Genomic DNA, 15,311 nt, shown 5'->3' on the forward strand with positions numbered 1-15,311 from the left:
CTAGTTCACTCGTTAACTAGATAACTTGTTCATTTGTTAACTTTCTTATTGAAACTGAATGCGTATGTTGACTCCAAAATAAGTGTACGAAGTCGCATAATTTTGCGAAGTATACGGTTTTACAGCATTTGAATTATAGAATAATCGAATGTTGTAAAATTGATTAATGGTATAATCTAATGATGGATTGATTGTCAAACTCTTGTTTCCTCCTGATATTTCAGCCTGATTGATGTCAGAGCGGTATACGGTTGTTTTCCTATCGTTTAATGCAAAATCTACTCTAAAGTTCATGTCATTTACCCATTTGCGGTCTTCGAAAATACCAAAAGGAAGACGAGCATTGTTTTTTCGGTATCCCATACCGACAACAAAAGACTGTTCGGCCATCATAGCCAATTGACTGTTTTGTAAGCTCATATTCATATCTCGCATTTTACGGTATTCCGAGTTTACGGATAGCGCGTTAGCAAAACGCATATCTATACCGATAAGGGGTACAAATCTATCAATAACCGATATTTGGCCATATTGATTCTTAGGTAAAAAGTTTTGATTTGCATCACGTACAAACGGCATTCCCTCAGACTCTTCATATCTTGCGGTGGACGTATATCCACCGATGACGTATTGAGATTGGTAAGCATGATTAATGTTGATCGAGCTAATAAAGTCTTGTATGCCCAATACATTTGCCAGCGCATTGTAGGAAATCCGCCAGTTCGGCAGTGGGAAAGTAGGTTTGATTCCTTGTTTCGAACTATTCGTATCCTTCCCAAGATAAGTGGCCAAGAAAGCGTTGACTACAACATCTTGTTGTGTTTTGTCATATCCATCCGCGTAAAAATCCGGAGATTGACCCACAGAGTTGATATTATGCTCGCCTAGACGCTGGGATATAAGCTGCCTGTGCTCTTCAAATTTTTGAAATAATGCATCACTATTTTTAAATGAAGTACGTATAGCAATCTGCGAAATAGTGTAGTTACCTGTTACGAATGGAGAAACGCTTTCTAATTCACCTGTCGTGGCATTAAATTTAATAGCAGTACTTTGATTGTAATTATCTATGCGAGACATCGTCAAGTCTATTCTTAATCCTTTGATAGGCTCTAGATTAGCTACAACAGAGAGGTTCTCGGCAAACGTTTTAGTGTACATATTTGTCTGTAGGGTATCAGATGACAACCAGCCATTTCGGGCAGCTCTATCCAGAATGTCTCCCTGTCCGCCGAATAAGAAGCCCCAACCGGGCGCATTCGAACTAAAATCATATCCGAACATATTGGTTGAAGGCATATAACCAGGTAGATAAGTTCCTTCCGTTTTTGTATACGCTCCATTGACATTCCGAATAGAGGTTAGTAACTGTACCAAAAATGGTATGGTTCCTGTGCTATTTCTACCGGAATTTTGACGGATGAAACTGAACTTGCTATAGAGTGCATTCAGATTTAACGTCGGATTAATTTGTATAGTCCTGTTATTTTGAATACTGTTACCAAGATTGATGTTTTCATTTTGTAAACTTAATAGAGGCTCACTTTGCCAGTTAAACTGTGTACCATATCGGGCCGTGGCATTGACCCATTCTAGGTAAGGTATTTTGTTGATCGGAAGGGTATAGGTCAGATTCATCATGTGGTTGTAATCTGTAGTTCTTCCCATTTTCCAGAAGTTTGACCATATCGTATCCCGTTTTGCCCCATCAATTCGACCATTAGGTTCATCAATAATAGAATAGTTTGTGGCATTAAAGTCAAGGCGTAAGGCCTTGGTCAGATTCCAACTGATGCCATAAATCCGATTCATATTAAAGTTCTTATTGTAATATGTCGGAAGTACATTATTAGAAGAGTTGTCACGTAGTGTATTCTCGTTATAAATACGATTTACCTCCATCCTGAAGTTTAGCAAGGACGGCATGAGATTAAAGCTCATATCCCGGATCAAAGCCAGATTCTTAGATTTAATACTTTTGAAAGGTTCAAGGAAAGTTGCTGTAGGACTACTGAATGTATAGTCTAAGGCACCGCGATAATTACGTTGTAAAGCCGAAGCTGTATTGAAGTCTCTATGGTAATACTCGCTAAAGGCGTAGGAGAGACCAAAGTTTTCAATATCCCAAGGGCGTATTTGACTCTCATTATCTGTCCGTATTTTACGTACATTGGTAAAGCTAAAGCCTTTACGGGTAGTATAATCTTGCACCAAGCGTAATAAGGAATCACGTTGATAATTGGACAGTGTTGCTAGAGCACTATTCAATTCGATGTCTGGACTTAAAGGGTTGAATTCAGGTGTCGCAGTTTGATTAGAGTAATTAAAATAAAATGGAATAATGACACCATGCCGCGGGTGGAAGAATTTTCCAAACTCCGCATTGGTCGTAATATCAAAGAAGAAATTGTCAGAACGGTTACGCTCTCCAACACGTTGGGATATGGAACCAAAACCAATGGTAGATTTAGTACCCGTTAATGCTACGTTGGCGAAGTCTGCTAATTTTAGGTTAAGACGTGCGGTAGCTGCCCAGCCACCTTTATCATCAAAGTCGGTAAGGCGTAACTCGTTAAACCAAAATTCACCAGCAAGATCTCTCCCATCGTCTATCGATGTGCTCGTCGATGAGCCGCGTAGTGGATTTCGTACACCGATCATGTAAAAACGGACTTTAGAAATATCAGGAGTTCCAATAATTAGAATACGGTTTTTACCATCTGAGTGTTCATAAGGTACGTCCAAGGGCCATGGTTGTCCGTTGAGCTTAGCATTATCACGAGCTAATTTTGCATCTTGGAACAACTTGATTTGAATGTTCATCCTATTTTCTTCGGGCCATATTAAATCTGCAGATGTGGTACCGGGATGGGTCACACGTAAAGGCATGTCATACTCGTAATAGTTATATTTGTCATCCGTTCCTACCCGAATAAAGGCCCTGAAGTCACCATCATTTAGATTTTCACCCTCTGCATGGATAAACATTTCAAGACGGCCATAGGGTCTGAAATCATGTGACGCAGTTTTGAAAGTAGCACGACCATACCCATCTCGTAGCTGTTTGACATCAAGACTCATGGACTGCTCATTCAATTGTATATCGAGATTATTATTGGAAATATCGATTTGCCGGTTGATTCCCGGCGGAACAACATAGGGGATAGGTTCGCGCTTTCCGTTTTCCTCAATACTAACATTAGCAACATTGAAGATGGAGTTGTCCGATGCTACTACGCCCATGCTATGATCGGCAATGACCTTGCTGGCTACATTTTCTGCATTGTATTTTCTCCAATCGCCACGTACAAATTGCATTCTTCCAAAACGGACCACGGAAGTGTCCGCAAAATTTGTCATGAACAAACGAACAAAACGAATAGATTTAAAATCTTGAATATTACCTTCTCTACTTTCAAATTCATTCAACGGGATGCGTAATTTATACCATTTCACGTCCATGTCCTTACTAAGGATACGGACTGTAGATGTCTGTTCATCTACAATAAAGTTCTTGCCTACAACCATATCCTGAGGACGGATAGAGAGTCTATACTGATAGTATTCATCAATCTCGTTCATGGTATTGTCCCGATTAATGTCTTCTCCGTCAGGTAATAGGGTGCTGGCAGAGGTTTCTACACCAAAGTCTGCCATAGATTGGTTATTGGTACGTGTATTTCCTTGCGTACCATTGTAATGTTGATAACGCTCTAGGATACCTACATTTTGATCAAAGTGATTACCTCTAAAATAGATATAGTCATCCGAAGAAGGGTCGCTCTGTAATTTGGTAAATGCTTGTGCGTCCAGTATACCACTCATCTGGTTCAAGAAGTTAGCGTGGAAAGAGCGCTCTTCATCATTAGTCAATCCGTCTAATCCTACATCTTGGTGTAATCTACTGGCATCTGAGTTTTCAAAAGCTTGTACGACAGGTTGGTTACGTACCACATTACCCCATACCGTCTGATCTACTAAGGTTTTATCTCCCGTGGGAGAGAGGCCATTTTCCAACGATTTTCGACCGTCTTTTAGAATATCCTCAGAAATATTACCTAAGTTAATATAGATATCACCACCCGCTTTATTGGGGTTAGTGAGTGTAGGATCCATCATCCACATCTCCAAAAATTCGATGTTTTGGGCTTCGAAATCTGTTTGGTCGATTTTACGAAACATACCTCCCCAACGCGTTTTTGGATTTAAGAGACTGCCATCCGAACCTATATTTGTCGTGGTATAGTTGAACTGTCCACGCGCCATTGGGTAATAAGCCAAATCGAGTGTTGGCAAGAAGGCGTCCGTACCAGTTTTAATTTCTTTGTAAGGGAATACCTCCTTTTCTGTCACTTTTCTTGTTCGGTGATCCAGCAAGAAGCGCTGATTTACTTGAGGGTTGAGGCTCGACGGTTGATAGAATATAGGGTCGATATTATAAAAAGCGAGTTGAGCCCGATTATATCCATATGCTAAATCATTGTTCAGATCTGATTCTGGAAACATACGTGGTGTTCCTGATATCTGCCATCCTAACTGTCCCTTGATATCGATGTACGAGAAATTGTTTTCAAAATTGTCAATATAAGTGGTGCCTGTATTGCCATTGGCGGTATTCAGCCCCTTAGGATGCCCAGGTTTTAAATGAGCAAATTCACCATAAAAACTAATGTGGGACTCTTCCTTCGTACTAAGGAAAGGTAATTTGTCAACCATTCTAGTAAGCCAGCGGGATGGGGCGTTATATGTCACATCTGCTCCAAACATCGTATTGGAAATTGGTTCTTCGCCGATAAAGACTTTCTCAGAGATGGGTTTTTCCGTTAGATTCATTAGGGTGGCACCCACCATCAGATTTTTATTAAAAGTATAATCTAGACGCCCGCCCATCAAAGTTTTCTGTTGTAGGCCAAATAAAGTTTCGTCTTCTACAGATACAGTTATGGGTTGCCCCGAGAGTACTAAGGCTTGATTAAGCATGCGTAATGTGCCGATTTGATAATCGACCATGTAATCGGTTCCTTCTTGAAGGATAGCCCCTCCGGACATAACCCGTAGTTGTCCGGGACGCAGGTTCATAACACTCAGCTGATATTCCGTACCTGAGCCTGATTGATATCTTCCTTTCAGCCTATACCTGTTTTTGTTGGGAAACTTTTGTTCAGCGTCAACTTTGGTGTGCGTGTACAATTCGGGGTAGGTGTATTTCTCGATGAGATCGGTTTCGCCACTAGCAAAACGCGTGGCTAGATCTTTACCAAATGGCTCGACAACAGGGAAAATCAATTTGCCCCTCACGGGTTCGATGGTGATACCAGGTAAAAAGTCAAATAACCCGTCTGAGCCAGCTGCTAAATTTTGTGTAACACGATCCAGGTTGGTTAGTTGTAACCAAGTTTTTTCTGCAGTTAGACTTCCTTCGTAGATGGAGGGGCGTTCGGCACCCGTCTCAGTTTCTGTACGATATATCTGTAAGAATAGATTGTTTTCCGATATATTCGTTGCATTGAGTGAATAGATGTTTTTCATCATCAAATCCCATGTCGGAAGATTTGTTTTTAAAACTTCATTCTTCAATAGTTTCGTGTAGAGCATTTTTGGAGAAGAAGGAGATACTGGAATATCTGTGCTGAATTCTCCAACTTGATATTCCTTCCCATTGGCAAGATAGCGATATGCTACGGCCAATACCTGGTCCTGTCCTAAAGGATATACCAAGGAGATATAGCCCAATCGCCTATTGATGGTATAATCCCGACCTTCAGTCAGTTTTCGGGCGTAGGTAAGTTTGGCGTAGTTGTCATTAGCACCACTGCTAGCAAAGAAACTTTGAACGACATTCCCTGTGGATTCACGTCCAGGTTCGCCTAATTGGGTTAGTAAGTCATTGGATATGTCAGGACTTACAGAGCCAGGGATTCCTGTAGACGGCAATTTAGAAGGAGAAACCCGATTAATAATGTTATTATAGGGGTTATACTCGCCTAGGTCCATAAGGGCCATAATGTCCCGCGCATCTTCGTAAGCATTAGAGCGATTGTTGATCCACACCTCTATCTGCGTGATATTGACTGGAGTAGTAACGATAGGAGCCATAGCAAGGGATTGTGCATAGGTATCCCTAAAGTATTGTCCCAGAAAATAGTGTTGGTTTGCTTCGTAGTTGCTGAGCTCTAATGTCATTTCGCTTTCCCTGCTGCCATTGGAAAGTGTAATCTCTTTCTTATTCGATCGTTGTTGCGATAATAGGCCTGTAACAGCAAGCTTTCCAAATTGTAACTGTGTTTTTACACCAAATAATGATTCAGCACCTTGAATAAGCGTTGAATTTAGAGACATATTGACATTACCTATTTCTAAGCGTCGTATGATATCGTCATCTCCTGCGACATAGTCAAATCGAATCTGATTTTCAAAACCAAATTGCGCACGGGAATTGAAATTTGCATTTACTTTGACCCGTTCACCTATATTACCGACAAGGTTAAGGTTCATGTTCTGATCGAAATCCATTCCCCATTGTTTGCGCTGCCGTTCGTTAAACATGGGGTTGTCATTAGTGTTATATTGGGCCATAAGGCCAATATCTACACTTCCCCGTGGATTGATGTCTATACTATTGCCTCCAAATATCTTTTCAAAAGTAGGACTGTTGATTTCAATTACAGGAAATAACCGACGACGACGCTCTTCTGCTATTTCTTTACCAGCGAGTTCTTCCCAGTAGTTTTTCTTTAGTCTTTTAAATTCATAATCTTTAAACTCATCAATGCTAAGGTACAGAGGAGGACGATACATCTTTGTACCTAGTTTTTCCCGGATGATATATTGCTTCGTCTTGGGATCAAAAATTACCTCCCGTTCGATATTCTGCGGTATATCCAACGAAATCGGCCGATAAGATTTTGGTAATTTAATAAAGGGGTTATCTTGGATATGATATTTTAACTTTGTGGAATCATCGGCTGAAAGATTAGTAACAGGAGTTATTACTTGCGCATAGCCAATATTTATTAGTACACAAATAAGTATCAATAATGTTAATAATGACCTGCGCTTTTTCAAGAGAGTTTGGCTAAAATAAAATTAATAATTGCTATTATTCAGGCAAATATCTGTGTTTTAATTAATAATAACAAAGTCTCCCAAAGATATTCCTTTAGATTAAATGTTAAAAGATTGTTAATGTGGTTTGTTTACTACAATATTATAGTTTTTTAAGAGCAGCCTTAATCAGCCCTTCTACACTAAGATCGTTTGCTGTTTGTAAAAGTGTACCAAGTACTTTTTCGACTTGATTTTTTTGAAAGCCCAGCATAACTAATGCGGATAGAGCTTCATCGGGAACCGATTGTGCCACTGGGGAAATCGGAAGTAGGGCATGGTCTCCCTGTTTCTTGAGCTTGTCCTGAAGTTCAAGAATAACCCGCTGAGCTGTTTTGGGACCTATCCCCTTTATTTTTTGGATGATAGCCACCTGCCCATTCACGATAGCAGATTGTATTTCTTCGGGAGTGATCGAAGAAAGCATCATTCTGCCTGTATTAGGGCCAATCCCTGAAACAGAAATTAAGTGATTAAATAAATGGCGCTCACCTTCCGTAGCAAAACCGAATAAAGTATGAGCATCTTCACGGACTTGAAAAGAGATGAAGAGTTTACAATTTTCCAAGTCCTTAATCAACGAATATGTCGTTAATGAAATGTGGATATAATATCCAATGCCCCCAACCTCAAGTATAACATGGGTCGGGGCTTTGAATATGAGTTTACCATTGAAATAATCGTACATGGTTACTTTAAAGTTATGAAGTTATAGAGGTGATGTAAGCTATAGAGGTATCTTTTATAAATAGTATAACCTTATCACGATTAGCACTTCAGTTTATTTTGAACTTTCGTGTGCTTGTGCATCGACAACTGCGATAGTCACCATGTTCACAATCTCGCGAACAGAACTATCCAGTTGCAATACGTGTACTGGCTTGTTCATACCTAATAAAATTGGTCCAACGGCTTCGGCATTTCCAACTTCTTGCAATAGTTTGTAAGCAATATTGCCTGATGCTAAGCTCGGGAATATTAGCGTATTGGCACTCTCCCCTTTTAAGGTGCTGAAAGGGAAGTTGCTATCCAACATCTCTTTGTTCAACGCAAAGTTGGCTTGCAATTCACCATCTACAATGATTTCGGGATGATTTTTATGGATCAATTTGACTGCTTCCCGTACTTTCGTCGGTGTCGCCCCGTCGCTAGAGCCAAAGTTAGAGTAAGAAAGCATAGCTATCCTCGGTTTAACATTGAAACGACGTACTGCCTTTTCGATCAATACAGTTATATCTGCAAGTTCTTCCGCTGAAGGGTCTGTGTTTACCGTAGTATCCCCCAAGAACAACGGACCTTTGGAAGTCAACATCATATACATCCCTACGATACGGCTACCTTCCTTAGCACCGATAACATGTAGCGCCGGTTTGATTGTAGATGCATAGTTTCTGGTTAAGCCAGAAATTAATGTATCTGCTTCTCCAAATTCAACCATACTGGCAGCAAAGTAGTTCCGATTGGACATCAATTTGATAGCATCCATTTTTGAAACCCCTCTACGTTGTCTTTTCTTATACAGATGCTCTGCATATTTTTCGAATCTTTCTGTTTTTTCTTCCGCCTTAGGATCAATGATCAGGACATTGTCTAGGTCAAAAGCGTACTCTTCAATCATGTTGGTTATACGCTCTTTGTTCCCTAATAAAATAGGTATAGCGATACCTTCTTCTTTGACGATTTGCGCAGCACGAAGAGTTTTTGCATTGTCTGCTTCTGCAAAGACTACTCTTTTCGGATTGTTCTTAGCAATAGAGGTTACCTTACGCATGATGCCATCATCTTTTCCAAGACGCTTACGTAGAGCATCTTTGTAACCTTCCCAATCTGTAATTGTTTGACGGGCTACACCAGATGCTATAGCGGCTTTAGCGACAGCAACAGATACTTCTGTAATCAAACGAGGGTCCGTCGGTTTAGGAATCACGTAATCAGGCCCAAAGCGTAGATTATTAGTGTTATATGCTTGGTTCACTTCTTCAGGCACATTTTCTTTTGCAAGGTCAGCAATCGCACGGACGGCAGCAATTTTCATATCCTCATTGATTGCGGTAGCCCGTACATCTAGCGCACCCCTAAAGATATAGGGGAATCCCAATACATTATTAACCTGGTTTGGGAAATCAGAACGGCCAGTGCCCATGATAATATCAGCGCGTGTGGCTACTGCTAAGTCGTAAGCAATTTCTGGGTTCGGGTTAGCCATTGCGAGTACGATCGGTTGGGCAGCCATGGATTTTAGCATTTCCGCCGTGAGAACATCTGCTGCGGATAGACCGATGAATACGTCTGCATCAACTACAGCATCCGCCAAGGTGTGGATATCTCTGTTGGTAGCCCATTCTGCTTTGGATCCATCTAGTTGCTCCCGATCGTTACGGATTACACCCTTACTGTCCAGCATAACGATGTTTTCCTTTTTTGCTCCTACAGCCACATACATGCTTGTACATGATATCGCAGCAGCACCGGCGCCGTTTACAACAATCTTCACCGATGAAATATCTTTTCCTTGAAGCTCACAGGCATTAATTAATGCTGCACCCGAAATGATAGCTGTACCGTGTTGGTCATCATGCATAACCGGAATATTCATTTCTGCCTTCAAACGGCGTTCGATTTCAAAACATTCAGGTGCTTTTATATCTTCGAGATTGATACCGCCAAAAGTAGGTTCTAACGCTTTTACGATATTGACAAATTCATCTACGTTTTTGGTGTCTAATTCGATGTCGAATACGTCGATATCGGCAAATATTTTAAAAAGAAGACCTTTTCCTTCCATAACAGGTTTACCTGCCTGAGCTCCGATGTCTCCTAATCCTAATACCGCAGTACCATTACTGATAACAGCGACCAAGTTACCTTTGGCTGTATATTTGTAAGCGTCCTCAGGATTTTCAGCAATGGCAAGGCAAGGTTCTGCTACACCAGGTGAATAAGCTAGGGATAAGTCGCGTTGAGAATTGTAAGGTTTTGTCGGAACAATGGCAATTTTACCAGGCCGGCCTAGAGCGTGATAGTCCAAAGCCTCTTTTTTTCTATTGATATTACTCATTTTAGTATGCGTGTCAAATTTAAGCCCTCAAAGGTATTATTCTGTTTTTACAATATACAATTATAAAGCTATTATTTCAGGATGTCTAGTACACTGAACATACTTTGACGCATTTTTGACGCGCTTCCCGTATAGTTGTAGACAATAATTGTAAACGTATATTCTTTTCCGTCTTTCGCTTTATGATACCCTGTGTAACCTAGAGTCCCGCCTATGGTACCACTCTTCATTGTCATCTCGTTATAGATTGGTAAACTTTTTGTGAAAGATTCGTACCAAGGTCTTTTAATAGCATATTGCATAATCCTGTTCATAGCGTTGGTCGTGACATTATTCTGGGGAGAAAGACCAGAGCCGTCTATAATGTCTAATTCGCTAATACTAAGCTGAAGTTTTTGTTGCCAGAATTTTTGTAAATAATTTGCTCCGTCGTATGTCGATGTTTTTCCGCCACTAAGGTACGCTATGCTTCTTAAGATAGCCTCGCCGTATAGATTAATGCTTTTTTGATTAAACCAATACACAATGTCTGTGAGGTTGGGAGACGTGTGTATATCTAGTTCTGCCGTTTTGTTTGGGAATATGGAATCCTGCTCTACCAGTCGTTGTCCCGTTGTAGGAGTTGAGCTTACAAATATTCCGGAGGCATTGATAGCTTTGGACAGGTCGAAAGCTAATGCGAAAGCTGGGTCCGGAAGAGAAATCTCAATGGTTTTCTTTAAATCCTGACCATAAGTGCCACGAAGGTATATCTTTTCGGAATAGGGAGCCGAATAGGCATAGACATTGTCACCGCTGCCCGGCCTACCGGTTTTTACGGTATTGATTAATTGAAGATAGGAAAGGTCAGTGGTTGTCGATGCTATTAGTGCGGGGTTACTAAGACTTCCGGCTTGGAAGTTGATGCCTGCTTTGTTTTCCTGCCAGTTTAATGCGGATATACCTGCACCATAGTAATTGCCCATATCCGTCCAGATCCATCCTCCCGGCAGATCATGTCCATTATAAAGACGGTCATCGCCAATAATACGTCCTTCTATGGCTGTAATGCCTGCATTTTTGATGGTATTAACCCATTTATTTAATAAGGTCTGACCTTTGGTTTGCTCATAACGATCACTGCCAAGCGTGGGATCACCACTGCCCTGAATCACAATATCACCATGTAAAACGCCTGTACTGTCTATAATACCCGTGTAATATAGCTTTGTCTTATAGGTATAGTTTGCACCCAAAAGATCAAGTGCTGTAATGGAAGTGATTACTTTGAGCGTAGAAGCTGTAGGAAGGCCGATGTCGCTGTTTTTTTCAAACACGGTATTGCCAGTGTTCTTATCTATAACATGCAAACTAGCCATCCCGTTTTTCAAACCTGGCTGTGCAAGGAACGATTGAAAGCGTTTGTCTAAATTCTGATGTATAGACTGCGCTAGGGATGCTGTAATAGACACTAACGAAAAATAGAATAGTGCAACGTATTGTTTTGTGTTCATAATTATAATAGCATTTTGACAAACCTAAGGAAAATCTGCAAATCTGCAAATCTGGAAATAGGCAGATTCACATATTCGCAAATTAGCGTAAAAAAAAAGAAATCGCTAACTTGCAGGAGATATTTAGTTATAAAAATATGTCACATTTAGAAAGATTAACCAAGGTCCGTGGTTTAATGAAGGAGCAAGGAATTGATGCGTATATTATTCCTTCATCGGATCCTCATATTAGTGAATACCTCCCTGAGCGTTATAAATGTATCGAGTGGACATCGGGTTTCAGTGGGTCTGCAGGTACCTTAGTGATTACTCCAGATTTTGCTGGATTATGGACAGATGCCCGTTATTTCGTTCAAGCTGCAGAACAACTTGCAGGAACCGGGTTTGAGCTGGTAAAGCTCAAGGTGCAGGCAGCTGCAGAGTATGTGGAGTGGTTGGATCAACGACTTGAAAAAGGAGCGAAAGTTGCCTTCGATGGTAATCTTGCATCCTTGCTTGTCGCACAAACAGTCAAGAACAGTTTGGAACCCAGAGGTATTGTGGTAGATGGACATGTGGATTTGCTAGGGGCGATATGGGAGGGCAGACCTGCTTTGCCACAAGTAAAAGCCTATCTGTTAGATGAAGCAACAACAGGTCAGCGTACGGGTTCCAAGTTGGGAGAGGTCCGGAAGGCTCTGCAAAAGTATCGTGTGGAAGGACATTTTATATCTTCACTGGATGATTTAGCTTGGTTACTTAATATTAGAGGTCAGGATGTTCCGTGTAATCCAGTTGTACTGGGCTTTGTATATGTGACGCAGGATGAAGCAATTCTCTTTGTTGGATCCTCAAAACTGGACAAAGAGGCGATTGCTGAATTAGAGCGCGAGGGGGTGCGTATATTGGACTATGCGAATGTCTTCGCTTTTGTGAAAGATATATCGATCAGCAGTATTCTCATTGACCCGAAACGGACTTGTTTTGCGATATATGACAGTATTCCAGCAGCAGTGAAGATTGTCGAGCGTATCAACCCATCGACGAGCTTGAAAACAATTAAAAATAAAACCGAAGTAGCTCATGTACGCAATACCATGGTCAATGATGGGGTAGCTATGACTCGGTTTTTTAAGTGGTTGGAAGAAACTCTAGGTAAAGAAGAATTATCGGAGATCTCTATAGCGGAAAAATTACAGGGTTTTAGGGCAGAACAGCCTGGATTTGTTGATGTCAGTTTTAATACCATTGCTGGTTATTTGGACCACGGTGCATTACCGCATTATCATGCTACGGAGACTAGTAATTATGCATTAAAGCCTTCAGGTCTGTTGTTGGTGGATTCGGGAGGACAGTACAAAACCGGGACTACCGATATTACGCGTGTGGTTTCATTAGGAGATATTACACAAGAAGAAAAGGAAGACTATACAATCGTATTGAAAGGTACGATTGAAGGGAGTCAGGCGATATACCCACAAAATACACGAGGTTATCAGATTGATGCGATCACGAGACGTCCTATATGGGAAACACTGCGTAATTACGGGCATGGTACAGGACACGGGGTGGGGTTCTTTTTGAATGTACATGAGGGACCACAGGTCATCAATCCTACAAATGTCGATATCCCTTTGGAGGAAGGAATGATTACCTCTATCGAACCTGGATTATACCGGGAAGGTAAACATGGTATCCGTATCGAGAATCTAGTGTTATCAACAAATTACAAGAGTTCTCAATTTGGCGATTTTATGAATTTCGAAACCTTGACTATTTGTTATATTGCGACGGATCTAGTCGAAAAAAGCCTGTTGCTGCAAAGCCATATCGATTGGCTTAATAGCTACAACCAATGGGTGTACGAAAAAGTATCTCCGCTATTGACAGAGGACGAAGCTAGATGGCTGAAAGGTAAAACCCAAGCGATTTAAATATTACGATAGAAGGTTGCCTTTGCAAGGTAACCTTTTGTCAATCTTTGAAATAACTCTTATTTAGCATAAATAGATGAATTCACGAAGAAGGTTTTTACGTAAAATAGGCGTAGGGTCACTGGCTCTAGGTTTGGATCCTAATTTGTCAAAAGGGATGTCATTAGAGAAAGTGAATAAGCCAGTGGTGCTATCGACATGGGATTTTGGTCTAAAGGCCAATGCGGGGGCGTGGGAAGTGCTTGCTGCGGGAGGACGTGCATTGGATGCGGTCGAACAGGGAGTACGGCTGACAGAAGCTGATCCTAGCGAGCGTAGTGTGGGGTATGGAGGCCGTCCCGATAGAGATGGCAAGGTGACACTGGATGCCTGTATCATGGATGAATATGCAGGAATAGGTTCTGTAGCAGCGCTGGAACATATTAAACACCCCATATCTGTCGCTAGGGCGGTGATGGAGAAAACTCCTCACGTGATGTTGGTCGGGGATGGAGCCTTACAATTTGCGAAAGAACAAGGCTTTCCAGAAGAAAATCTGTTGACATCTGAATCGGAAAAAGAATGGCGCGAATGGCTAAAAACGGCCAAATATGAACCGGTGGTCAATATTGAAAATCATGATACGATTGGTATGATTGCGCTAGATAGCCGTGGTAACCTTTCTGGTGCGTGTACGACGAGTGGTATGGCTTTCAAGATGCATGGTCGTGTAGGGGATTCTCCCATTATAGGATCTGGTCTTTATGTTGACAATGAAATCGGTGCAGCTACGGCTACAGGGCATGGCGAAGAGGTGATCCGGACTGTCGGAAGTCATTTAGTGGTCGAACTGATGCGTCAAGGACATACTCCTCAAGCAGCTTGTGAAGAAGCGGTAAAGCGGATCGTTAAATTTACCCATAATCGAAAGAAGACGCTGGATAATATACAGGTCGGTTTTATCGCCCTGAATAAAAGGGGAGAATATGGCGCCTATTGTATCCATGGTGGGTTTAATTATGCAAAGTATGACTTTAAAGGCAATGAACTTATTGTCTCCAACTCTTATCTAAAAACGGATGGCTAAAATAGAAATTGCAAGTTTCAATCGTAGGGCGGCATTGATTGCACAAGAAAACGGGGCAGATCGTATCGAGTTTTGTGCAGGTATGGAGGTCGGCGGCACTACCCCAGATATCGACGATGTTATCACACTTCGTAAAGAACTTGATATCGATCTGAATGTTATGATACGTCCACGAGGAGGAGATTTTGTCTACAGTGCGGACGAGTTTGAGCAGATGAAAAGAGCTTTGATTCGCCTGAAGGAGCAGCACGTTGATGGTTTTGTTTTTGGTATATTGAATAGGGATAACACGATGAATAAGGACCAGAATAAAGAACTGGTCGAGTTGGCTTCCCCGTTGCCTTGTACGTTTCATCGTGCGTTTGATGATGTCGTAGATATGGATGTTGCTTTGGAGGATGTTATTTCTTGTGGTTTTACTACGATCCTGACCTCTGGATGCGAACCTGATGTGATGATGGGATTGACCAATCTCAAGCATCTTGTGCATAGGGCTGAAGGACGTATTGTCATCATGCCAGGAGGAGGCCTCCGCTCGACGAATGTGGAACAGGTTTTACGTGAAACGGCTGCCGTATATTTTCACTCGTCGGCAATCACTGATGGTGGAAATACAGCCGTCGCTCAAGAAGTGAGAGAGCTTAAAGAGAAGGTTTCTTAATACCTTCTCTTTCGCT

At 41.4% G+C, this 15,311-nt stretch carries 7 protein-coding genes; 3 read left to right on the forward strand and 4 right to left on the reverse strand.

What is annotated here, in order from left to right; translation table 11 throughout:
• Positions 1–45: 45 nt before the first annotated feature.
• The 4 genes from sov to dacB form a co-directional block, all read right to left on the reverse strand.
• A complete protein-coding gene (gene sov / locus JKG61_RS03005; RefSeq protein WP_202101529.1) occupies positions 46–7,035 on the reverse strand; it encodes a T9SS outer membrane translocon Sov/SprA in 6,990 nt (2,329 codons plus the stop codon).
• Between the two features lie 172 nt (positions 7,036–7,207).
• Positions 7,208–7,792 carry a Holliday junction branch migration protein RuvA gene (gene ruvA / locus JKG61_RS03010; protein ID WP_202101530.1) on the reverse strand — a complete coding sequence of 195 codons (585 nt, stop codon included), beginning with the start codon at positions 7,790–7,792 and terminating at the stop codon, positions 7,208–7,210.
• Positions 7,793–7,885: 93 nt separating this feature from the next.
• Positions 7,886–10,162 (reverse strand): NADP-dependent malic enzyme, encoded by a 2,277-nt coding sequence (locus JKG61_RS03015; protein ID WP_202101531.1) that lies wholly within the window; start codon positions 10,160–10,162, stop codon positions 7,886–7,888.
• Between the two features lie 71 nt (positions 10,163–10,233).
• Complete coding sequence (gene dacB, locus JKG61_RS03020) at positions 10,234–11,655, reverse strand: D-alanyl-D-alanine carboxypeptidase/D-alanyl-D-alanine endopeptidase (protein WP_202101532.1); 1,422 nt, start codon at positions 11,653–11,655, stop codon at positions 10,234–10,236.
• A 137-nt stretch (positions 11,656–11,792) separates the two neighbouring features.
• Here dacB and JKG61_RS03025 point away from each other — a divergent pair, with 137 nt between their 5' ends.
• The 3 genes from JKG61_RS03025 (at position 11,793) to JKG61_RS03035 (ending at position 15,295) form a co-directional block, all read left to right on the forward strand.
• A complete protein-coding gene (locus JKG61_RS03025) occupies positions 11,793–13,568 on the forward strand; it encodes an aminopeptidase P family protein (protein ID WP_202101533.1) in 1,776 nt (591 codons plus the stop codon).
• A gap of 76 nt (positions 13,569–13,644) precedes the next feature.
• Positions 13,645–14,634, forward strand: coding sequence for an isoaspartyl peptidase/L-asparaginase family protein (locus JKG61_RS03030; protein ID WP_202101534.1), 990 nt, complete (start codon positions 13,645–13,647; stop codon positions 14,632–14,634).
• Entirely contained in the window at positions 14,627–15,295 is a 669-nt protein-coding gene (locus JKG61_RS03035) for a copper homeostasis protein CutC (protein ID WP_202101535.1), read from the forward strand. Before JKG61_RS03030 ends, JKG61_RS03035 begins: the two co-directional genes overlap by 8 nt.
• Positions 15,296–15,311 lie beyond the last annotated feature (16 nt).

This window comes from Sphingobacterium faecale, from assembly GCF_016746095.1.
Classification (GTDB): Bacteria; Bacteroidota; Bacteroidia; order Sphingobacteriales; family Sphingobacteriaceae; genus Sphingobacterium; species Sphingobacterium faecale.

Bases quoted from the DNA above. Each gene is read 5' to 3' on its own strand.
- JKG61_RS03030 (WP_202101534.1), top strand. From the start codon at position 13,645: ATGAATTCACGAAGAAGGTTTTTACGTAAAATAGGCGTAGGGTCACTG.
- JKG61_RS03015 (WP_202101531.1), bottom strand. From the start codon at position 10,162: ATGAGTAATATCAATAGAAAAAAAGAGGCTTTGGACTATCACGCTCTA.
- JKG61_RS03025 (WP_202101533.1), top strand. From the start codon at position 11,793: ATGTCACATTTAGAAAGATTAACCAAGGTCCGTGGTTTAATGAAGGAG.
- JKG61_RS03035 (WP_202101535.1), top strand. From the start codon at position 14,627: ATGGCTAAAATAGAAATTGCAAGTTTCAATCGTAGGGCGGCATTGATT.
- dacB (WP_202101532.1), bottom strand. From the start codon at position 11,655: ATGAACACAAAACAATACGTTGCACTATTCTATTTTTCGTTAGTGTCT.
- ruvA (WP_202101530.1), bottom strand. From the start codon at position 7,792: ATGTACGATTATTTCAATGGTAAACTCATATTCAAAGCCCCGACCCAT.